Annotated in this window: 26 protein-coding genes; 14 read left to right on the plus strand and 12 right to left on the minus strand. The window is 30.6% G+C overall.

The features are described 5' to 3' along the window. The first annotated feature begins 185 nt into the window (after positions 1-185). From MUN68_RS11575 to MUN68_RS11620, 10 genes are all read left to right on the plus strand, one after another. Positions 186-830 carry a porin family protein gene (locus MUN68_RS11575; RefSeq protein ID WP_249996120.1) on the plus strand — a complete coding sequence of 215 codons (645 nt, stop codon included), beginning with the start codon at positions 186-188 and terminating at the stop codon, positions 828-830. A gap of 189 nt (positions 831-1,019) precedes the next feature. Further along, positions 1,020-2,207: an alpha/beta fold hydrolase gene (locus tag MUN68_RS11580; RefSeq protein ID WP_249996119.1), complete on the plus strand. Its 1,188-nt coding sequence runs from the start codon at positions 1,020-1,022 to the stop codon at positions 2,205-2,207. A gap of 103 nt (positions 2,208-2,310) precedes the next feature. Then, on the plus strand, positions 2,311-3,048 hold the full coding sequence (mddA, locus tag MUN68_RS11585) for a methanethiol S-methyltransferase (RefSeq protein WP_249996118.1): 738 nt from the start codon (positions 2,311-2,313) through the stop codon (positions 3,046-3,048). Between the two features lie 5 nt (positions 3,049-3,053). Continuing rightward, positions 3,054-3,509: a RidA family protein gene (locus MUN68_RS11590; protein WP_249996117.1), complete on the plus strand. Its 456-nt coding sequence runs from the start codon at positions 3,054-3,056 to the stop codon at positions 3,507-3,509. A 401-nt stretch (positions 3,510-3,910) separates the two neighbouring features. Further along, complete coding sequence (locus MUN68_RS11595; RefSeq protein WP_249996116.1) at positions 3,911-4,135, plus strand: hypothetical protein; 225 nt, start codon at positions 3,911-3,913, stop codon at positions 4,133-4,135. Beyond that, positions 4,132-5,673, plus strand: a complete 1,542-nt coding sequence (locus MUN68_RS11600) for a phospholipase D family protein (protein ID WP_249996115.1) — start codon at positions 4,132-4,134, stop codon at positions 5,671-5,673. The genes MUN68_RS11595 and MUN68_RS11600 overlap by 4 nt, the downstream gene beginning before the upstream one ends. A gap of 103 nt (positions 5,674-5,776) precedes the next feature. Further along, the gene (locus MUN68_RS11605; protein WP_249996114.1) at positions 5,777-6,280 is read left to right on the plus strand and encodes a hypothetical protein; all 504 of its coding nucleotides are present in this window, start codon (positions 5,777-5,779) and stop codon (positions 6,278-6,280) included. Between the two features lie 35 nt (positions 6,281-6,315). After that, complete coding sequence (locus MUN68_RS11610) at positions 6,316-6,753, plus strand: hypothetical protein (RefSeq protein ID WP_249996112.1); 438 nt, start codon at positions 6,316-6,318, stop codon at positions 6,751-6,753. Between the two features lie 167 nt (positions 6,754-6,920). Further along, the gene (locus MUN68_RS11615; protein WP_249996111.1) at positions 6,921-7,451 is read left to right on the plus strand and encodes an RNA polymerase sigma factor; all 531 of its coding nucleotides are present in this window, start codon (positions 6,921-6,923) and stop codon (positions 7,449-7,451) included. 1 nt (position 7,452) lies between these two features. Then, positions 7,453-8,250 (plus strand): anti-sigma factor, encoded by a 798-nt coding sequence (locus MUN68_RS11620; RefSeq protein ID WP_249996110.1) that lies wholly within the window; start codon positions 7,453-7,455, stop codon positions 8,248-8,250. A 137-nt stretch (positions 8,251-8,387) separates the two neighbouring features. On the opposite strand, the gene MUN68_RS11625 is transcribed toward MUN68_RS11620, so the two are convergent. The 4 genes from MUN68_RS11625 to MUN68_RS11640 form a co-directional block, all read right to left on the minus strand. Continuing rightward, positions 8,388-8,873, minus strand: coding sequence for a hypothetical protein (locus MUN68_RS11625; protein WP_249996109.1), 486 nt, complete (start codon positions 8,871-8,873; stop codon positions 8,388-8,390). A 3-nt stretch (positions 8,874-8,876) separates the two neighbouring features. Continuing rightward, positions 8,877-10,175, minus strand: coding sequence for a tetratricopeptide repeat protein (locus tag MUN68_RS11630; RefSeq protein ID WP_249996108.1), 1,299 nt, complete (start codon positions 10,173-10,175; stop codon positions 8,877-8,879). Between the two features lie 86 nt (positions 10,176-10,261). Next, positions 10,262-10,834, minus strand: a complete 573-nt coding sequence (locus MUN68_RS11635; protein ID WP_272792367.1) for a DUF4331 family protein — start codon at positions 10,832-10,834, stop codon at positions 10,262-10,264. A 28-nt stretch (positions 10,835-10,862) separates the two neighbouring features. Continuing rightward, on the minus strand, positions 10,863-11,555 hold the full coding sequence (locus MUN68_RS11640; RefSeq protein WP_272792368.1) for a DUF4331 family protein: 693 nt from the start codon (positions 11,553-11,555) through the stop codon (positions 10,863-10,865). 151 nt (positions 11,556-11,706) lie between these two features. Here MUN68_RS11640 and MUN68_RS11645 point away from each other — a divergent pair, with 151 nt between their 5' ends. Beyond that, on the plus strand, positions 11,707-12,891 hold the full coding sequence (locus tag MUN68_RS11645; RefSeq protein WP_249996107.1) for an LETM1-related biofilm-associated protein: 1,185 nt from the start codon (positions 11,707-11,709) through the stop codon (positions 12,889-12,891). Between the two features lie 70 nt (positions 12,892-12,961). Continuing rightward, positions 12,962-13,984, plus strand: coding sequence for a hypothetical protein (locus tag MUN68_RS11650; protein ID WP_249996106.1), 1,023 nt, complete (start codon positions 12,962-12,964; stop codon positions 13,982-13,984). Positions 13,985-14,024: 40 nt separating this feature from the next. Here MUN68_RS11650 and MUN68_RS11655 read toward each other — a convergent pair whose 3' ends face one another. The 8 genes from MUN68_RS11655 to MUN68_RS11690 form a co-directional block, all read right to left on the minus strand. Continuing rightward, positions 14,025-14,780, minus strand: a complete 756-nt coding sequence (locus MUN68_RS11655; protein WP_249996105.1) for a LytR/AlgR family response regulator transcription factor — start codon at positions 14,778-14,780, stop codon at positions 14,025-14,027. Positions 14,781-14,806: 26 nt separating this feature from the next. Next, positions 14,807-15,130, minus strand: a complete 324-nt coding sequence (locus MUN68_RS11660; protein WP_249996103.1) for a 2TM domain-containing protein — start codon at positions 15,128-15,130, stop codon at positions 14,807-14,809. Then, positions 15,130-15,468: a 2TM domain-containing protein gene (locus MUN68_RS11665; RefSeq protein WP_249996102.1), complete on the minus strand. Its 339-nt coding sequence runs from the start codon at positions 15,466-15,468 to the stop codon at positions 15,130-15,132. Before MUN68_RS11665 ends, MUN68_RS11660 begins: the two co-directional genes overlap by 1 nt. A 6-nt stretch (positions 15,469-15,474) precedes the next feature. After that, positions 15,475-15,846, minus strand: a complete 372-nt coding sequence (locus MUN68_RS11670) for a 2TM domain-containing protein (protein ID WP_249996101.1) — start codon at positions 15,844-15,846, stop codon at positions 15,475-15,477. Next, on the minus strand, positions 15,818-17,164 hold the full coding sequence (locus MUN68_RS11675) for a histidine kinase (protein ID WP_249996100.1): 1,347 nt from the start codon (positions 17,162-17,164) through the stop codon (positions 15,818-15,820). The genes MUN68_RS11670 and MUN68_RS11675 overlap by 29 nt, the downstream gene beginning before the upstream one ends. A 6-nt stretch (positions 17,165-17,170) precedes the next feature. After that, positions 17,171-17,794, minus strand: coding sequence for a tetratricopeptide repeat protein (locus MUN68_RS11680; RefSeq protein ID WP_249996099.1), 624 nt, complete (start codon positions 17,792-17,794; stop codon positions 17,171-17,173). A gap of 13 nt (positions 17,795-17,807) precedes the next feature. Next, on the minus strand, positions 17,808-18,233 hold the full coding sequence (locus MUN68_RS11685; protein WP_249996098.1) for a DUF2141 domain-containing protein: 426 nt from the start codon (positions 18,231-18,233) through the stop codon (positions 17,808-17,810). Between the two features lie 172 nt (positions 18,234-18,405). Then, a complete protein-coding gene (locus MUN68_RS11690; RefSeq protein WP_249996097.1) occupies positions 18,406-18,825 on the minus strand; it encodes a nucleoside-diphosphate kinase in 420 nt (139 codons plus the stop codon). Positions 18,826-18,914: 89 nt separating this feature from the next. Between MUN68_RS11690 and MUN68_RS11695 the strand changes: the two genes are divergently transcribed. Then, positions 18,915-19,931, plus strand: a complete 1,017-nt coding sequence (locus MUN68_RS11695) for a DHH family phosphoesterase (protein WP_249996096.1) — start codon at positions 18,915-18,917, stop codon at positions 19,929-19,931. Continuing rightward, positions 19,931-20,467 carry a gliding motility-associated peptidyl-prolyl isomerase GldI gene (gene gldI / locus MUN68_RS11700; RefSeq protein WP_249996095.1) on the plus strand — a complete coding sequence of 179 codons (537 nt, stop codon included), beginning with the start codon at positions 19,931-19,933 and terminating at the stop codon, positions 20,465-20,467. The genes MUN68_RS11695 and gldI overlap by 1 nt, the downstream gene beginning before the upstream one ends. Positions 20,468-20,470 lie beyond the last annotated feature (3 nt).

A 20,470-nucleotide genomic window follows, 5' to 3' on the forward strand; every position in this document is an offset into this window, starting at 1 on the left:
TTTATAAAGAGCGATAACTTGATGTTATGGCTCTTTTTTTTTAATTTTTTTTTATATTAAACCGTGTTTTATTTTTATTTAAATTTACCAATAATAAAAAACGAAATAAAGTAGATTCTCCAGATATAAAGGTTTCAATATATCAAGTTAATACATATTAAGATTACTCAAAACACCATACCTATATGAACAAAATTAAATTATTATTAATCGCTATTGGATTCATTTTTTCTTTGAATTTATATGCACAAAATGATTTTAAAATTGGAATAAATGTTGGTATAAACTATCCAAAAGTTCGCGGACACGAGTATGCTAAATACAATAATTTTAAAGTAGGATACTTATTCGGCGTTTCCATTGACTATTATTTAAAAGAAAATTTATCCTTAAAGACTAATATTAACTACGAAAGGAAAATCAAAAAACTACAACTGACTTACTTTAGTTATACTTCAGAAGAAATTGGCACCGAAAATTTCAGTGAAATATATGAATACATAAATATTCCAATTCTACTAAAATACGAATTTGGAAATTCAACATTTTTTGTAAATGGAGGACCATTCTTCAACTATTTATTAAACAATAAAATTGAGCCAGATTTCCCTAATGAGGATAGTGACTCATATACAGAACAGAAAAAAATTGACTTCGGATTCTCCTTAGGAATTGGAACTAATATATCTCTTAATGAAAAAAATGACATAACCATTGAAATAAGAGATGATTTAGGAATTATAGATACAGGATATGTTCCAAAGAGCGTAAAAGGAACAGTAAAAACAAATGCTGTAAAATTTATATTAGGTTGGAATTTGGGAATCTAACACTTACCACCAACACATACAAACAACTAATTACTAAAGACATACACAGAAAACTCAAAAAATGTCCTTCTGCTTAGTTTTCTTTTATTAACTTGTTTCCAACTTTCACAATCACGTAGTTATCTGTTTCAATAACAATCCGTTGAAGTCACTTATAAAAATAGAAAGTCAAAATACATTTTACTAAAAATGAAACCAATTACAAAATATGCAATAAACAATGATATAAATATTGCATATCAAATCGTTGGAAATGGTCCTGTTGACCTTATTTTTATTCCTGGTTGGGTTTCAAATATTGATATGATGTGGCTAGATTATAAATTGGCCGAATTTCTAACTAGACTTACTCAATTTTCAAGACTCATAATATTTGATAAAAGAGGTACTGGACTTTCAGATAGAGTAAATCCATTATGTTCTCTCGATGAAAGAATGGATGATATTTTGAGCGTCATGAATGCAGCAAAATGTGAAAAAGCAATTTTCTTTGGGCATTCTGAAGGCGGAACAATAGCAAGTCTTTTTGCATCTAGATATCCAAAACGAATCCAGTCTTTAATCACATTCAGCATTTTTGCAAAAAGAAAATATGATATCGATTATCCTTGGGCACCAAAACCAAATGAACGAGACGTTTTTTATGAAACCATTCAAAAAGAATGGGGAAATGGTAAAAAAATGGGATTAGAAATAATAATGCCTTCTATGGCTAATAATCCCGACTATTACGATTGGTTTGCAAGTTATTTAAGATCTGCTGCTAGTCCTAGAGCTGCTCTTGCACTCGCTAAAATGAATACAGAAACAGATATTTCCGATATTTTAAAAACCATCAAAATTCCAACTTTAATCCTTCATAGAACTGATGATTTAGATGTAAATGTAGAAGAAGCTAAATATATTGCAAACCGAATTTCTAATTCAAAATTTGTTGAATTACCAGGCAACGATCATTGTTTTTGGGTAGGTGATTCCAAATCAGTACTCGATGAAATTGAAGAATTCGTTACAGGAATACGACCTTTAAGTAAAACCAAACTGTCTATTCATTCAAAAAATAATTACACTAAAATAGATATTGAAAAAACAATGTTAGATAATTTTCAATACAATTTAAAAATTGAAGATTTTGCAAAACTTTGTGGACGCAGTTTGTCTGTATTTAAAAGAGATTTTAATACTCATTACAACACAACACCATATCGATGGTTAAAAGAGAAACGCTTAGACTATGCTAAAATGCTTCTTCTTGAAAGTGATTTAAACGTTAACCAAATATGCTATGAAAGTGGTTTTAAAAACAACTCACATTTTATCCAATCGTTTAAAGAAAAGTTCAAATTACCTCCTAACCAATTCAAAATGAACACTTAAATCTACTAGATTTGAACCTTAGAGAACACTTTTTGAATGTTTAAGGATATCAAATGTCTTTCTTTTAGTTGAATTTTGTTACACAACCAAACACTAAACTAAAATGAAAAAAGTAGTTATCTTTATTTACGGAGCAATAGCATATATTATTTTTCTAATTGCCTTTCTTTACGCCATTGGATTTGTAGGTAACATTTACGTCCCTAAAACAATAGACTCTGGAACAGAACCCTCAATAATGAATGCCATTTTAATCAATTTGGTTTTATTAAGTGTATTTGCACTTCAGCATAGCATTATGGCTAGACCTGCATTTAAAAAAAGGTTTAACGCAATTTTTAGTCAAGCTATGGAACGTAGTACTTATGTTCTACTATCTAGTTTAGCTTTAATTTTAATTTACTGGCAATGGCAACCCATAACAACTATAGTTTGGGACGTCGAAAATGAAATTGGTGGTTATATTTTGACTGGAATATTCTTTTTAGGTTGGCTTATCGTATTACTTTCTACATTTATGATTAACCATTTTGAACTTTTTGGATTAGCTCAAATTTTTGATAATCTAAAAAATAAACAAACGGCTCATCCTAAATTTCAAACAAATTATTTATATAAACTTGTAAGGCATCCAATAATGCTAGGTTTTTTAATTGCATTCTGGGCAACACCAGTCATGACAATAGGACATTTATTATTTAGTATTGTAACGACACTTTACATTATTATTGCAGTTAAGTATTTAGAAGAAAAAGATCTTAAAAAATTCATTGGAGAAGATTATGAAACTTACCAAAAAGAAGTCCCTATGATTGTTCCTTTTACAAAAATAAAATCATAGGATTAATGAGTAAAATAGAATCAAGACTAACTAAGATGGGAATTCAATTACCTGAAGTCCAAAAACCTGTTGCAAATTATATTCCTGCTAAGCGTACAGGCAATTTGATTTATGTTGCTGGTCAAATTCCGGTAGAAAATGGCATCATAAAAAAAGGCAGGCTTGGTAAAGATTTATCTTTGGAAGAAAGTAAATATGCCACAAAACTTTGTGCTATTGGCTGCTTAGCAGCAATAAAAACTATTTGCCCACTAGATAAAGTAACTAGCATTGTCGCTATGCATGGCTTAGTAAACTCTACTTTAGAAAACACTGAACAAGCAGATGCTATGAATGGTGCTTCCGATTTTGTTGTTGAAGTATTTGGCGACCTTGGAAAACACACTAGAACAGCAGTTGGTGTTAGTGTGCCTCATAATATTGCAGCTTCTGTTTATATGGTTGTTGAAATTGAAAAATAAAAACCCTTGAAAATATAAATTAACAAGGGTGTTTACTGATTATCTTGATTGATGTGTAATATCTAAATAATCTGCTACTAACTGTATCGTCTTTTGGTATTCCAAACATATGTTTTCGTACTGTTTGATGTCGCTGTAATTTTATTTGTATTTAATGTTCTCATGGTTATGATTATTTTGATTGTTTATACTCTATAGACGATGCTATTCTAAAATTGTTACAGTTGTTAACCTTAGTTAACAAACATTAACAAAACACTAAAGAATAAGACAGATTCTCCCTACAATTATTAGTATAATTAATTATATCTTTTGCCTGTATTCATTTTCTTTTATTAATTTAGAGCTGGTAAAATAAAAATCAGAGAGATCTTAACTCTAGTCTATTGAAATAATAAATTATGAAATTAAACTTATTGTCTTGCGATGCTCAAAGTCCAGATAGAAGAGCGATAGCAAAATGCATCGCAGAGGTCTCACCTAACATTAGTGAATCCTTATCAATTGAACTTACAGATATACTCTTAGAAGGTGACGCAGTAGATATTGAGGTAAAAGACAAAAATTCGGGATCTACGTTAAGAGCTTTACGAAAACTAAGTATTGACTACGAAATTATAGAATGAACCAAATAAAAATAATTTTCAAATATTATTATATAGTTGCCTTACTAGTTTTGATGTCTTGTAGTAAAACCAAAAATACTACAATTGAAACAGATTTTTGCACAACAATTCATAGAAACCAAACTACTTCACTTTCTAAAGAACTCGAAGACGTTGCTGAACTTATGACTACTAAAACTGGTGTTTATGTGCTAGAAGATGGAAGCGGCTCCATGGTTGCTAGAGCATGGCTAAGTGAATATGCTGAACAAACAATAGACATTCAATACTTCATTTTCTCAACAGATAATGTTGGACTAATTGCTTGTGATTATTTGATAAGAGCAGCAGATCGAGGTGTCAAAATTAGAATTATTGTTGATGATATTATGGTAGATTCTGATATTCAGGACATATTAACTTTTGATTCTCATGAAAATATTAACGTAAAAATCTATAATCCAGGCGTAAATTTAGGAAAAAACATCATTAGTAAAATTACAAAATTTGCTACAGATTTTAGATCTGCAAATCAACGTATGCATAATAAAACCTTTATTGTCGATGGAAAAGTAGTCATTACTGGTGGACGAAATATTGCAGATGAATATTTTGACTACGACCATGAATATAATTTTAGAGATCGAGATATTTTATTGCTAGGTAAAGTTTCTGAAAAAGTAAATAATTCATTTAACGACTTTTGGAATAGCGATTTGAGCAAAAACGTGACCAGTATTATTAATGAAAAACCTGAAAACATTAATTCAGATCAGCGATTTGACAACCTTCATGAATACGCTTGCAATCCTAATAACTTCTGGCCTCAAATACGCGAAAGAATTGCAAGATTACCAAGTACATTTAATACCATAAAAAAATCTGGAGAATTAGTTTGGTTGGATGATGTCGATTTTATTTCAGATGCTCCAGGTAAAAATGATGGCAAAAACGGTTTAGGTGGTAGCGGAATTTCAACGACTGCATTAATTGATTTAGTAAAAAATGCTAAATCATCAATAGACATTCAAACACCATATTTAATTACTACAGAGTTATCTCAAAACCTTTTTAAAGATGCTGTAGATCGTGGTGTAAACATAAGAATTCTCACTAACAGTTTAGCTTCAACAGATAATATAGAAGCGTTTAGTAGTTATCAATCAGATAGAAAAAAATTATTAAACACTGGTGTTAGAATTTTTGAATTCCGACCTGATGCAGCAGAACGAACACAAATAATGACAGGAGAATTACAAGAACAGTTAGATCATAAACCCATATTTGGGCTTCATGCTAAATCGATGGTTATAGACAAACAAACAACAGTTATTGGTACATTTAACCTTGATCCCAGAAGCGCGAATTTAAATACGGAATGTATTGTTATTGTTCATTCTGATAAAATATCAAAAGGTGTTTTAAAAGGAATGGAACAAGAATTTAAACCTGAAAATTCTTGGGAAACCACATTAGAATTTAATCCAGATTCTAAAGTAAATAACTATAAGCGTTTAAAAACTTGGACCCGAAAAATATTACCTAAAGACATTTTGTGATTTTAAAAAATTTTAGCAATTGTTATTTTTAATCCTAGATTCGTTTTCTTTTGTTAATTTAGAGGAAACCAAACACAAACAATTTTAACACCTTAGAATAGCTATGATTATAGGATTACTCATACGAATGCTTACTTTCCCAGGAGTAATGTTAGATGCCCTTATTAATAAAAAGACATGTCAATTTTTAAATATTGAATTATACCAAGTAAACTATTTTTCTATTGCAGGAGAAGAATTACCTGTGATTCATGAAATTCCAAAAGAATATTCGAAAACATTTGGCATTGCAATTTATCCTTTTGTAATCATGTCGATGATAGCAATTGCTGTATTTTATATAGGTAATTATCTTTTTCCAAGTATAGAATTTATATTTATTTGGCTTGGTATTTCAGTAGCTGCTCATTCTTTTCCTAATACTGTTATGGGAGATTTACTTTGGAAAAGTAGTATTTCCGAAATTAAAGGTGGAAATTATCTTGCAATTATTGGAATTCCATTAGTAGCAATCATTTATTTGGCAAGAATGCTGCATTTTTTCTGGTTAGACATCATTTATGGTGTTATCCTTTATATACTTATAATAAGAGATGGTGCTATTTAAATAGTAATATCAACACCCTAAAAACCAAAACAACAATGTATAACTCACTTAAAAAAATCTCATTACTATTTTCAATTTTAATAATAGCATCTTGTAATACAGTTGATAATGACGGAAATAATGATATTGATGATCCAATAATAGGAATGTGGGAATATTCTACACAGTTTTTAAATGATGTAGAAACTACTGTTAATGATTGTCAGTTGTCAACCATAGAATTCACCACATCTGGAAACCGAACGGATTTATATTACGACGACTACTCAGGAGATTGTATCGTTGTCGACACTGTAAATATGACTTGGGAATATTTAGAAAACGATTCCTATCAGTTTACTCAAAATGGTTTTTCATTTACCGAAACAGTAATCTTTGAAAATGAAAATAATACGCTTAATTTAATTAGTTCAGATTCTAATGGAAATGGAGGTGTAAACAATCATCAATTTGTTTATACGAGAATAAATTGAAAAGCAAATTATAACAGATATTAAAATCTCATAGAAATAAATTAAGCATTTAAACATGCATTAATAACAATCAATTTACTAAAATAGTAAATACTAGAAAAGCACTTTATTATAGCAATAAAGCGCTTTTCTTTTTATCTTTACAAATACATAATTCAAATCACTACATGCAATTAGAAACACTAATTTCTCAATTTCAACAGAAAGACGAGAAAGCCTTTGAGCAGCTATACAACATGTATAGTGATAGTATGCATGGTGTGATTTATAATATTGTAAGAGATCATGACATTGCTCAAGAAGTCATGCAAGATGTATTTGTAAAAGTTTGGAATAATGCCAGTAGTTATAATGCGAGTAAAGGACGATTTTTTACATGGATCCTAAATATTTCCAGAAATGCAGCTATAGATAAGACACGTTCTAAAGCGTTTAAAAATTCTGGTAAAAACCTCGATGCGCAATTTTTCGTAGATATTTTGGAAACAAGTGAGAGTTTAAACGATAAAACTGATGCTATTGGAATTAAGAATTTCGTAGGGAAATTAGCAAAAAAATGTATTGAAGTGATTGAATTACTCTACTTTAAAGGCTACACTCAAAAGGAAGCCTCTGAAACCTTAGAGATGCCAATTGGAACCATAAAAACAAGAAACAGAAATTGTATCAAAGAGTTACGTAAAATGGTACTAAAATAAAATGGATATTAACGCTTACATAGAATCTGGAGTATTAGAACTGTATGTTGCTGGTCAGCTTTCTGAACAAGAAAACCAGGAGGTATATGAACTTATGCTTAAACATCCAGAACTATTACAAGAAGTATTATCTATTGAAGCTGCAATAATAAAACTTACTGCTGCAACATCTTCAAATAAAAATGAGAACACGTTACAACGTATTAAAGATCAATTAAAATTTGGTAACGCTTCTAAAGTGGTTCAAATGTCTAAACCGAAAACCAATTGGTTTACATACACAGGATGGGCTGCAGCATTATTTATTGGTGCAGGATTATTATGGACACTAAATCAAAACAAAGAATTGGAAGCGCAACTCTCTGATGTTGATACAGAAAAGGCTTATTTAGAAACACAAATTGAACAAGCAAAAACAAATTTGGCAGTAAAAGAAAACTTACTAAACGTTTTACGTGATCGAGACATTATTACTGTACCACTTGGAGGTCAAGGAAGTTTTGCAAACTCCTATGCCAAAGTATATTGGAATAAATCCAATAATAATATTTACTTAGACGCACAAGGTTTGCCTGAAGCTCCAGAAGGTAAAGTTTGGCAAGTTTGGTCTTTAACACTTAACCCATTAACACCAAAAAGTTTAGGGACAATTACAGACTTTAATACTGACGAGAATAAGATTTTTACTATTGCCAATGCTAACGAAAGTGAAGCATTTGGTATCACTTTAGAACCAACTGGAGGAAGTCCAACGCCTACAATGGAACAACTGCATACTTTAGGAGTCGTTACGCCTTAGAAAAAAAACACCTGTTCAATTTCTTGAACAAGTGTCTTCTATCAACAAAAAAACCCTAAAACTACCATATCTCCATATGGTAAACCTTATAAATTATAGATGGATTGCTGTTAATTCACTTAGCATGATCTTAATTTTCAAAAACTATAAGTAATCATAAGTTTCAATATGGTATCAGCTTCATGCGAAAAATAGAATGCATCTATAATTCCCTTAGATGATTCTAACATAGGATCAATACCAAAATTGCTATTTTTCAGATTCAAAAAATTCTCAAGCGACATACTAAAACTAAACTTATTAATTGCATAAGAAAAACCTAAATCTAAATAATAAAACGCATCATAATCATAATTACCTTCTTCAAAAGGCAACTCCTCTTCTACTCTTGAATACATTCCAACTGAAAAATCATCTTGCTCAAATTTTAATATCTGCATCGTATATGCATCATAAACTTGCAAAAAAGAAAGTACATTAGATTGCATGTCTTCCTCAAAATTAAAATCGATTTCTTGATTAGTCAATGCTTCTAAATCCAATGGCATTGGTCTTAATTCTTGTGAAAACACGTGTCCGAAACACAAAAAAATCGATAGATATGTGATTACTCTTGTTTTCACCTTTTAAAGATTTAATATTTTAACCTCCATACCTGGACCCAATTCATAAATACTGGTTAACAATTCTTCTTTTAACGGTTTCATAGCTTTGTTTTTCCCAGCTGCTTTATAAATTTCAGCAATATGATATAAGGTCTCAGGTTCAAAGGTTTTATTGATGATATGCTTTTCTACAATTTGTAGCGCTTCGTTTATTTTTCCATTTTTAAAATAAGTCCAAGCCAATAAATCATATGATTGAGGTGTAGGTCTGTTTTCAATTTCAGTTTTAGCAATGGATATTGCTTCCTCTAAATTCGTTTTAGAATCCACATATAACAACACATTATATTTGTTATACATGTCTCCATATGTCTTATTTCTCATAGCATTTTCATACAAATCCAATTGTTCTTTAACCAAAGTTTCATCGTTTATAAATTCAGCAATTTCAGCTTTCAATAAAAAGTAATCTGGAGCAAAATAAGTTTCGGTAACTGCATTTAAAATTCGTAAAGCCTCTTCTGGATTTTTTTCATGTGAAAACACAATCCAAGCGATTCCCTTTTTTGCATAAGCATCATTTGGATCTAAAGCCAATGCTTTTAGAAAGTATGCATACGATTTTTCAATGTCGCCTGCATGACCATAAAAATCTGCAATATTGGTATATGACCATTGTTTCAAAGGAGTAAGATTAGAGGCCTCAGCAATGAGCATTGCTTTTTCCATGTAATTAATAGCAGCAACTAAGTTTCCTTTATGATCGCTCCATTTTGATAAACGAATGAGATAATCGAAATCACTAAAATTTTCAAAAGTTAAAAGATACATATGAGCCATTTCATAATTACCAAGTTCAAGATGTACATCAAATAACATTTTTTGAGTTTCCTGAAGGTTTTCTCCCAAAATTTCTGCTTTAGTTAAATGCTCGAGAGCTTCTTTAAATTTATGTTGAGAGATATAATTATAAGCAAGACTTTTAAGATACGACGGATTGTTATACTTGGTAATCTCGTTTACCTTTATTAAATGATTTTCAGCTTTTTTAAGATAATCAATATTACCAGTAGCTGAAAAATAATTAGAATAGGTTGATGCTAATTTTCCGATATAAGGAAATTGATTTGGAGTTTGTTCTAGCTTTTGAAACCAAAACACTTCGTTCTGTCTGGCACGTTCAAGTGTTTCATTTTCTGAAACATTTAAGTAAGCATTATAATCATTTGCATTTGTTATTTGTGATTTAGTAGCTTCTTTACAGTTAGCAAATAAAGCAGCTATCAATACGAAAATTAATATGTTGTATTTAGAGTTCATTTTTGAATGTTTTTGAGTGAGTATTCTTTGTTAAAAAACTCCAAAATAGAACTCTAAGAATTCCATTTTGGAGCCTATAATATAATCTACCAAGGCGAAGCTAAGTAAGGAAAAGTTGCAGAAAATGATTTATCATTAGCACTAACATTATCATTTGTTAACCCTGGATTATCAGCTCCAGCTGGTCCACCAAATATTAAGAGTAATTCTGTTGAAATCACATCATCATCTAATGCACGACCTGTTAATATATTAGTTCCATCAAAAAATGTAGTTGTGCCAACTAAAGACACTGTTAAAACATCTGTAGCTAATGCACCAGTAAATTGCTCAGCATTGAATCCTAAGGCATTTGTATACATTGGGTCTGTATGCGCAGGATTTAAAGCTTCTAACTTATTTTGAAATTTTGTTTGAAAAGCTGCACCTTGATTTGAAGGCAGCGTAACATTGTAAATGTTTTTATCTGCCATATCTACAAATACCGTGTTTATAGCTGGTCGACCCATTTGATCTTCCTGTGTAAACGTTCCAGAAAAGTCTGGAGGTGTTTGTTGCATTGGATCATTAGATCCGTTATCGTCGTCATTACTACAATTGAATGCTGTAAACGATACAAGCATTGCAATTATTACTAATTTTATATTGTTAAGTTTCATGTTTTTGAATTTTAAAAGTTTAAATTTTTTATTGTTTTCTCTTTGACTCAACCCATAGATTCACTGAATCTCCACTACCAACCATAGCTTTTGGCAACTCAACTACAATTGAAAGTACATTTGTTCCAGCGAATGTGTCTGAAGCAAAACCATCCCCAGTTCCTTCAGGTAAAAAAGCACCTTCTTCCATCCCATCATTATCATCATCACCAGGAGTTACAATTTGTGTATAGCGAACAAAATCCATAAAGAAAGGATCATCTCTAGGTCCAGCAAAAAAGCGCATGTCATTATTAGATTCAATAATAGCATCGTCTCCATAATTAGTAATCGCAACAGCGTTTGTGGTTGCTGTGGTTACAATTGAACTATTTAATCCCGTTTGAGATGGCGCAGTTGGACCAAAGAAATACATTTTACCATCCCTTGCAGTAGCTTGAATTACTAAGTCTGCAACAGCATCTCCATTGTTATCAATATTAAATTCGAAGAGCACATTTTCGTCAAATGCAGCAGAAGATGTATTTGCAGGACTTATTAATCCTTGAACATTTGCTACAAAAACAATAGTGTTAGTGTCTTGCCCTTGAAAACCGTAGATGTCAGTAATATCACTTGTACCACCTGCAACTGCAGGCGCATCGATATGATCTGCTGAAATTGCAAAATAGCCTGCAATTGCGATAATTGCAGTTCCAATTAAGATTTTTGATTTTTTCATAATAATGAGGTTTTTGTTAATTATTTATTTGTCTCTGGAAACACTTACGTAAAAATCACAGGTACGGTTTTATTTAATTTTTGTAATTAAAAATAAAATCGTCGAACGAACAGATAAAAAATTAACTTTGTAGAGACATTAAAACTCAAGTATGAATCCATCTACTGCTGGCTGGATAGAAAAATTTTGCTCGCAAATTTCTAAAAAAGGCATTCCTTTTGAAAACTACCATACCATGTATAGTAGCTTAAAAAGCTATGGGTTTATTTATGGTGTTAATATTAGTATGACGGATAAGGTTGATGGAACTCTTACATATTCTGAAGATGAATTAGCCAAGACCAATCTCATTACAGGATTATATCATGTGTATTACTTTCATAAAGGAGAGGTTACAACAAAAGCTTTTATTGAAATCTTACTTGACTTTTACAAATCGCTTGAAGTGTCTGATTTATCCCTTTGGGACAAATTGGTCATTGGTAAAAGTGAAACTTCAATGCTAGAACGATTAATACATGATCGCGTTCAAATTGATGATAACATCATTACAAGAAGCTTTAATAAATCCATTACCAATTCTTTATTATTTGTTGATGTCTTAGCCTTTGATAGTTATTTATCAACTTCAATAGAACCAAAATCATATACTGCACATCTTGAAAGTATTATAATTGGAACGCTATACAAATCGTTAAATTCTAAAAGTAAGATTACAGACTATGACAAGGAGATTATTGATGTGATTGAAACGTCATCATCTTTACCAGATTTAGATGTTGATATAGAAGATCTTATTTATGATATTGATTATAATATCAATACCAATGAAAAAAAATACCTAATTGATTTAATGTGTTTGTCCATTTGGGATGATGAAATTCTTGAAAAATCAGAATATCAATTCTTAGTACAGCTTGCAAAACGCTTAAATATTGAAGTGAGTGTTATTCAAGATTCCATTTTGTGTGTGTTTAACTTTCATACTACGCATCAAAAGGAAGTACTTTTATTTCAGCAGAAAAATCCCATTTCAAACTTTTACGAAAACTCATCGCAATTGGTTACAAAGCTAATCAGAAGGAATAGCAAACGTATTGTAAAAGAAATTAGGCAGAGTAAGGAATTGATGTTACTAATCACAAAATCTACACATTCTGATTTAAGTAAAGAGGAACAAAAAAAGTTACAAGCACAACTTGTAGATGTATTAAAAACCATTCCTAGTTTAGCTATTTTCTTACTTCCTGGTGGTGCGATTTTATTACCAATATTTGCAAAACTAATTCCTAATTTACTGCCTTCATCATTTGATGACAATCGCATTGAAAAATAAATTTGAATATTAAATTCTCTATTACGTAACTATCGTCATAAAATTACGTCAAATAGAAAACGTGTAATCTATGACAAGTAAAACTTCGTTTTTAAAAGCTAACAGCATTGCTTTCATAATTCCTATTACACTGATTTTAGCATTAATCTTTCTGCTAAATTCAACAGCTTTCACAAACAATCAAAACATATTATCGACCTTTATTACTATTGATTTTATCATTACGATTCCATTGGTCTATTTCTTAATAGTTAGAAAAACTAAAATTTCAAATCTTACTATTGCACCATTTTTAATAATCTGTGTTATCATTGCTTCTTATGTCATTCCTGCTGCCAATCAAGAGACTTTATCAATAGCAAAAACGTGGTTGATTCCTATAGTAGAATTAAGTGTGCTTTCCATAATTATTCTGAAGGTGAGAAAAGCCATTCAACACTATAAAAAAGTAGCTAACAACCATCAGGATTTCTATAGCATTCTTCAAGACACTTGTAAATCAATATTTCCTGAAGTACCAGCAAAGTTAGCAGCAAATGAAATTGCACTCATTTATTATGGTTTTTTTAATTTAAAAAAAACTAATCTTAAATCTAATGAGTATACAAATTATAAAGGTTCAGGTATTTTATCGACACTTGTTGCAGTGATTTTTTTGGTTGCAATTGAAATGGTAACCATTCATCTTCTAGCTGTAAAATGGAATACAACATTTGCTTGGATTTTAACGGGTTTGAGCATCTACTCAGCTTTACAAATTATTGGAATTATAAGATCGGTTCCAAAACGACCAATTGCAATCAATGATAACGAATTAATACTCCGTTTCGGAATACTTAGTGAAACAATTATTCCTATTGAAGACATCGAAACAATTGCATTGGCAGATTCATCGGATTTTGATAAAGAAAAATCAACTAAAACATTATCTCTTCTTGGTGAATTAGAAAACAGTAACGTTGTCATTCAGTTAAAAACACCTCAGCACTTGCATTTTATCTACGGAAAATCAAAAACGTATACAAAACTATTATTTTTTGTTGATGATAATCAGTCGTTTAAAATTAAAGTAGAAAAGCTACTTTCAAGATAGATGACTTATGAAATTCGTTTAGAAATTTCTTCGAGAGATTTTAAGCTAACCAATCTTTAAACTCTTTAACGCGCTCTCTTGCTACTATTATGTCTTGCTCATTAAAGGTGTTTAGTTTTATTTGCAATCTGGAGTTTGTATAACTTACCATATCTTTAATTGCATTCACATTGACATAAAACTTTCGACTGATTCTAAAAAACTTATGTGGCTCTAACTCATCTTCTAATTGTTCAAGAGTGGTATCTAACAAATAATTTCGTCCTTCAGAAGTATAAGCATAAGTACCTTTGTTTTCGCTATAGAAACATTCGATATCATCAATATTTATGAGTTTTAAATGCTGACCAACTTTAACAGAAAAACGTTTTTTATATTCACGTTCTATCGGATTTACCAATAGCTTTTTTATATCATTAAAATCTAAAGTAACCGATTGTTGTTCAGGTATACGCTCTTTATATTTTGAAACTGCTCTTGTCAAATCATCTTCATCAATCGGTTTCAATAAATAATCAATGCTGTTGAGTTTAAATGCCTGTAATGCGTATTCATCGTAAGCTGTAGTAAAAATTACTGCGGAATTAATATCAATCGTTTCAAAAATTTCAAATGATAAACCATCACTCAATTGAATATCTAAAAAAATCAAATCAGGATGTTCATTGTTTTGAAACCAATCAATAGATTCTTCGACAGAATGTAACATCGTTTCAGCTTCCATTTGCAATTCTGTTAACATACGTTGCAGTCGTCTAGCCGAAGGTTTTTCGTCTTCAATAATAATGATACTCATTCTCTAAATTTATCTTTTATTAATAATTATTCGTAACGCTTAATTTCGTTAGAATCTTTGTCCATCAGTTCTTTAATTTTCTTAGTCTCCCAATTTTTTCCAAAAATCAAACTTGGTAAAAACACAGAACCAGCATGTGATAGCAAACCAACTCCCCAAAAAGAAAATGTGATAAAATTACGCCATTGAAAATAGCTTTCTCCATCATTTAAATTTTGAATATTTATATAAACAAAAACTAAATTAACTAATGTAAAAATTAAGGCATGTGTGTAAAAGCCTTTAATTCGTTTGACTCTTTTTTCAGCAATTTGGTATCGCTGTTTTTGATTAAAATGATTATTATCCATTATTCCCAATACTTATTATCTTTTTCCATCATCTCCTTAATTTTACGTTCTTCCCAATTCTTTCCGAAGAAAAAATTAGGTCCAAAAACGCCTAGGAAGTGAAAGGCTAATCCGATTCCCCAAAAAAATGCTGTAGAGAATGTTCCGAAGCTAAAAAACTTCACTCCATTACTGGTTATTAAAATGATAATAAATATATTCACAATCACATAAGACGCCAAATGCCAGTAAAATCCCATGATTGCTTTTACCCTTTTTTTAGCTCTTAAATATGCCTCTTCTTTTTTCCATGCATTTTCGGCCCTATTGTTTTCGTAAGGTTCTATATTATTTTCCATGATCATTTATTCTTTATGATTAAAAAAACGTGCTTCCTCTTCCAAACATTCTTGAAGCTTTCTGCTTTCCCAGTTTTTACCTAAGAAATAATCAAATCCATAAACTGAGAATGCATGAAATGTTATTCCAATTCCCCAAATCAGCCATACTGCTACTGTTCCGAAGTCAAACAAAGCTTCCTGTAATGTTTTTCCTTCATCTAAATCATCAATGATCTTTATAGTCGTTATAGTTGTATTAAAAATAACATAACCCATAAAATGTATATAAAACGCTCTTAGATTATCTACTTTATCTTTTATTTTTTTATATCTATATACTTCTGTAAAATTTCCCATGGCTTTAAAATTAATTCCAACGTTTTTCTTCTTCTTCACGCATAAATTTTTCAATTTTACGTTTTTCCCATCCATTACCTAATACACCATCATTGACATACACTTTGTAGGCATGAAATGCTAATCCCATTCCCCAACCGAGCATTGGAAACCAAAACCATTGAATGGTATGTGGAGTGTATCGAAACCAAATAAAAATTAAAAATGGTATGACGATACAGTATGAGATTAAACTATAATAAAACTCTTTCATGTCTTCTACACGCTTACGTGCTCTAACATATCTGTCGTCAAATTGTGTTTTTGGTTCTATTGTTCTCATGATTGATACTTGTTTTGTAAGCATTGGAATTGCAACTGCAAAACTACTAGCTTGTTGATTGATTGATACTGTTTTATTTGATAGTAATTGATAGCGCTGTTTGATGTTTTCTAAACCTACACCACTACTCTTTTTCACGATTTGTTTTGGTTGAAGGTTATTCTCTACAATGAGCATGCCTTCAGATTCATAAATCTTAATATGCAAAGGCTTACTACTCGTCACCATATTATGCTTTACTGCATTTTCTAATAGTAATTGTAATGATAAAGGAACCACCTTACTTTCTGAATTTGAAGCTCTATCTGGAATTTCGAATATAATGCTGTCTTCAAAACGCATTTTTAAAAGTGACATATAGGTTCTGGCAAAGTTTAATTCTTCATCTACAGTAATTAAATCTTTATTCTTTTGTTCTAAAACGTAGCGATATACTTTTGATAGAGACGTTGTAAACTTTTGTGCATTTTTTGGATTTTCTTCAATTAAACTAGTTAATACATTTAAACTATTAAACAAAAAGTGCGGATCTAATTGATTTTTCAAAGCATCAAACTTGGCGCTTGCCGTTCCAGCAATGACCTTTTGTTCTTTTATTTTATTTTTCTGATATCTATTATAGAAAAATATAACATGAAATATTGAGACAATAGTTAGCGTAATCCACACGCCAAAAGTGTAACCTTGCCAAGTCTCATTTTTAATAAATGTTTCAAAAGAAACATCGTATAAAAAGACAGATGTTAAAGCTCTTAAAAAGAACAAACCAATAAGTGTAATCATTGTTGAACCTGCGATTCCTATTAAAACACGTTTAATGGTATCTCCTTTTTTCCATGTACGACGCTCCATATAATCAAAGAATGCCATATTAGAATAGCCTAAAACAAAAGCATACAATTGATAGAATCCAAAATCAATTAAAAACTCACTGACTGTCTTATAATCAAATCCTCCAGAAAGCATATTGCCAATAACGTAGACAACGCTTCCGATGATTAAAGTAATAATGATATTTTTAGCTGATTTTGTCATAATAATTTATTCTTTACAAGATGTTACAACTTGTTCTGCACGTCCTTTTCCCCAATTAGGATGAAATTCACTTTCAGGTTTAAAGTTAGTAAAAAGTTCAATTGATTTTTCTATTTCAGTACAAAACGGTTTTGTGTCTTGTCCGAAATATTTAGCACTTCCCATTCCCCATTCTGCTTTACTAAACACAACTCTTGGGTTTTCAGGAGCCATAGCAGATGCCTTACTATATAGTTCAGTAATTTTTCCAGAATATTTCATTCCGTATGTCATACCATCAAAAGACACCCAATTGGTTAACACATGTGCTTGCAATACCAAAATCTCAGGATTATCTTTGCTAATCGCCATTGCAGAGTTAAGGTGTTCTTGTGCTTTATCTAATTGTGCTTTTAAAATAGTTTCATCTTTTTGTCCCCAACTTTTTATACTATTAATTTGTGCAATATAATAGTGAGGTAGCCATTGATCAATCTCTGCGTTTGAAATACGTTCAAACATATTTTCTGCTTCATCTGTATTTCCTTCTTGCCAAAGTGAAAATGCTTTTTGCATTCCTTTTTCAAAATTTGTTTGAGCTGGTATAAATCCTGATACTAATACAAATGCGATAATTATTAAATTTTTCATAATATTCATAATATTAAAGTGTTATAGTTTGTGTTATTGATTGATTTTTGATTTCAAATTTAGCGTCTTCCCATTTTGGTGGTCCCATAAACCCTCTAGCATTATTAGAGCATCCATAATCTTCTTTAGGAATGCCTAAAAAATTAGTATCCATTTTTTTATTCTCATTTTCATCGTGAAAAAATGAAATTGCATAAATGCCTTTTGGAACATCTTTAAACGTAATTTCACAACTGTTGTTTTCAATACTACTAATGGTTGATTTGTAGCCTTTATTTAAAAAGGAAGCTTCAGTATTAAATAATGAAATGAATAAATGTCCTGCATTACTATTTAGGTTTACTATTTTTACTGTAACATTTTGTCCTTCTGATTCTTGTGCATAACTAAGTGTTTGACTTAATAAAACGAAAACTATAATTTTTGCTAGTGTACTCATAATATCTTTGTTTTTAATTGATGAGACAAATATCTAGCAGAAGTCTCTATTTTTAAAAAAGGAATTACCGAATTGTGTTTTTTTATGGATGAATTGTAAAACATAGTATACATGTAACAAAAAAGCGCAACTCAATGAGTTGCGCTTTTATATATTATGAGTTCTATTTTAATTAGAACATCTCTCTACCAGAAAAATGAAATGCACCTTCAATAGCAGCATTGTCATCACTATCACTTCCGTGAACTGCATTCTCACCAATAGAAGCAGCATACAACTTACGTATAGTTCCTTCAGCAGCTTCAGCAGGATTTGTAGCTCCAATTAAGGTTCTAAAATCTTCTACAGCATTCTCTTTTTCTAAGATTGCAGCTACGATTGGTCCACGTGTCATGTATTCAACCAATTCTCCAAAGAAAGGTCTTTCATTATGTACAGCGTAAAACGCTTGAGCGTCTGCAGTTGTCATTTGTGTTAATTTCATAGCTACGATTCTAAAACCAGAAGCTGTGATTTTTTCTAAAATTGCACCAATATTCCCTTTTTCAATAGAGTCTGGCTTAAGCATTGTAAATGTTCTATTTGTTGCCATTTGTTTGTTTTAAATTTCGATGCAAAAGTAATGTATTTCTTTAATAATTCGGTATAAACCAATATTAAAAAATTGTATCTTCGTCATCTATGAATAAAGACGATATTAATAGTATTAAAACGCTTTTAAGTTCACCAAAAGCAATTGTAATCATTCCACATAAAAATCCTGATGGAGATGCTATAGGTTCTACACTCGGATTGTATCACTATTTAAAACAATACAATCACAATGTAACTATTATTGCACCTAATGATTATCCTCATTTTTTAAAATGGATGCCTGAAGAACATTCGATTTTAAAATATGACAATAAAAAGGAAGACTGTGATGCTTTAATCTATAATGCTGAACTAATTTTTACTTTAGATTTTAATTCTTTAGGACGCATTGGAAACATGGAAACTGTTGTTTCGAATTCTGAATCCATCAAAATAATGATCGATCACCATCAACAACCTGATGATTATGCCAAGTACATGTATTCTGATGTTTCGATGTCGTCAACATGTGAAATGGTATTCAATTTTATTGAGATGCTAAATGATGTAAATAAAATTAATAGTGACATTGCTACATGCTTATACACTGGCATCATGACAGATACTGGCTCATTTCGTTTTGCTTCAACAACGAGTGCTACACATACTATTATTGGACAATTAATTCAGAAAGGCGCAAACAATTCTGAAATACATAATAACATTTATGACACCAATAGCTATGCAAGATTACAATTACTTGGAAGAGCGCTAAGCAACCTAAAAGTAATTCCTGAATACAGAACTGCGTATATCACATTAACTCAAGAAGAGCTGAACACATTCGACTTTAAAAAAGGGGACACCGAAGGTTTTGTAAACTACGGATTATCTTTAAAAGGTATCATTTTTGCTGCCATTTTTATTGAAAGCCATCAAGATGAAATTATAAAAATATCCTTGAGAAGTAAAGGTGATTTTTCAGTAAATGAATTATCAAGAGCACATTTTCATGGTGGTGGACATACAAATGCTGCTGGAGGAAAAAGTGACTTAAATCTCAAAGAAACCATTGAAAAATTTATTAGTATCTTGCCAACTTATAAAAAAGACCTCTATTTTTAATGAAACCTATAGTCATTTTACTAATAATAAGTTTAATTTTTAGCTGTAAATCTCCAGATGCGAGACGACCAGAATCTGTTCAGTCTGGTTCTTTCTATGAAGTTTCAGCTGAAAGAAATATTAAACTAAACAAAAAAGAACAAGCACTAATACAAAAAATAATAGATCGTAATCCTGATCAAGAATACATCGCTTCAAAAAGCGGATTTTGGTATTTTTACAACTCAAAAATAGAACTAGATACGATAACACCGCAGTTTGGTGATATCGTCAATTTTAAATACAATATTAAAGATCTTAATGAGAATACTATTTACTCTGAAGACGACATAAGAACTCAAAATTATGTCATGGATAAAGAGGAATTATTTACAGGGCTTCGTGAAGGATTAAAACTCATGAAACCTGGTGAAGTCGTGACCTTTTTATTTCCATCTCAAAAAGCCTATGGCTATTATGGAGATACCAATCGTATTGGCACAAATATTCCTTTAATTTGCAAAGTAACCGTAAATACAATTAAACAAAACCAATAATAC

It is taken from the genome of Psychroserpens ponticola, from assembly GCF_023556315.2.
Classification (GTDB): domain Bacteria; phylum Bacteroidota; class Bacteroidia; order Flavobacteriales; family Flavobacteriaceae; genus Psychroserpens; species Psychroserpens ponticola.

Coding starts and splice junctions, on each gene's coding strand:
- MUN68_RS11575 (WP_249996120.1), top strand. CDS start 186: ATGAACAAAATTAAATTATTATTAATCGCTATTGGATTCATTTTTTCT.
- MUN68_RS11580 (WP_249996119.1), top strand. CDS start 1,020: ATGAAACCAATTACAAAATATGCAATAAACAATGATATAAATATTGCA.
- MUN68_RS11630 (WP_249996108.1), bottom strand. CDS start 10,175: ATGAACTCTAAATACAACATATTAATTTTCGTATTGATAGCTGCTTTA.
- MUN68_RS11650 (WP_249996106.1), top strand. CDS start 12,962: ATGACAAGTAAAACTTCGTTTTTAAAAGCTAACAGCATTGCTTTCATA.
- MUN68_RS11595 (WP_249996116.1), top strand. CDS start 3,911: ATGAAATTAAACTTATTGTCTTGCGATGCTCAAAGTCCAGATAGAAGA.
- MUN68_RS11620 (WP_249996110.1), top strand. CDS start 7,453: ATGGATATTAACGCTTACATAGAATCTGGAGTATTAGAACTGTATGTT.
- MUN68_RS11610 (WP_249996112.1), top strand. CDS start 6,316: ATGTATAACTCACTTAAAAAAATCTCATTACTATTTTCAATTTTAATA.
- MUN68_RS11615 (WP_249996111.1), top strand. CDS start 6,921: ATGCAATTAGAAACACTAATTTCTCAATTTCAACAGAAAGACGAGAAA.
- MUN68_RS11600 (WP_249996115.1), top strand. CDS start 4,132: ATGAACCAAATAAAAATAATTTTCAAATATTATTATATAGTTGCCTTA.
- MUN68_RS11655 (WP_249996105.1), bottom strand. CDS start 14,780: ATGAGTATCATTATTATTGAAGACGAAAAACCTTCGGCTAGACGACTG.
- MUN68_RS11665 (WP_249996102.1), bottom strand. CDS start 15,468: ATGGAAAATAATATAGAACCTTACGAAAACAATAGGGCCGAAAATGCA.
- gldI (WP_249996095.1), top strand. CDS start 19,931: ATGAAACCTATAGTCATTTTACTAATAATAAGTTTAATTTTTAGCTGT.
- mddA (WP_249996118.1), top strand. CDS start 2,311: ATGAAAAAAGTAGTTATCTTTATTTACGGAGCAATAGCATATATTATT.
- MUN68_RS11590 (WP_249996117.1), top strand. CDS start 3,054: ATGAGTAAAATAGAATCAAGACTAACTAAGATGGGAATTCAATTACCT.
- MUN68_RS11685 (WP_249996098.1), bottom strand. CDS start 18,233: ATGAGTACACTAGCAAAAATTATAGTTTTCGTTTTATTAAGTCAAACA.
- MUN68_RS11690 (WP_249996097.1), bottom strand. CDS start 18,825: ATGGCAACAAATAGAACATTTACAATGCTTAAGCCAGACTCTATTGAA.
- MUN68_RS11635 (WP_272792367.1), bottom strand. CDS start 10,834: ATGAAACTTAACAATATAAAATTAGTAATAATTGCAATGCTTGTATCG.
- MUN68_RS11680 (WP_249996099.1), bottom strand. CDS start 17,794: ATGAAAAATTTAATAATTATCGCATTTGTATTAGTATCAGGATTTATA.
- MUN68_RS11660 (WP_249996103.1), bottom strand. CDS start 15,130: ATGGATAATAATCATTTTAATCAAAAACAGCGATACCAAATTGCTGAA.
- MUN68_RS11645 (WP_249996107.1), top strand. CDS start 11,707: ATGAATCCATCTACTGCTGGCTGGATAGAAAAATTTTGCTCGCAAATT.
- MUN68_RS11605 (WP_249996114.1), top strand. CDS start 5,777: ATGATTATAGGATTACTCATACGAATGCTTACTTTCCCAGGAGTAATG.
- MUN68_RS11695 (WP_249996096.1), top strand. CDS start 18,915: ATGAATAAAGACGATATTAATAGTATTAAAACGCTTTTAAGTTCACCA.
- MUN68_RS11640 (WP_272792368.1), bottom strand. CDS start 11,555: ATGAAAAAATCAAAAATCTTAATTGGAACTGCAATTATCGCAATTGCA.
- MUN68_RS11675 (WP_249996100.1), bottom strand. CDS start 17,164: ATGACAAAATCAGCTAAAAATATCATTATTACTTTAATCATCGGAAGC.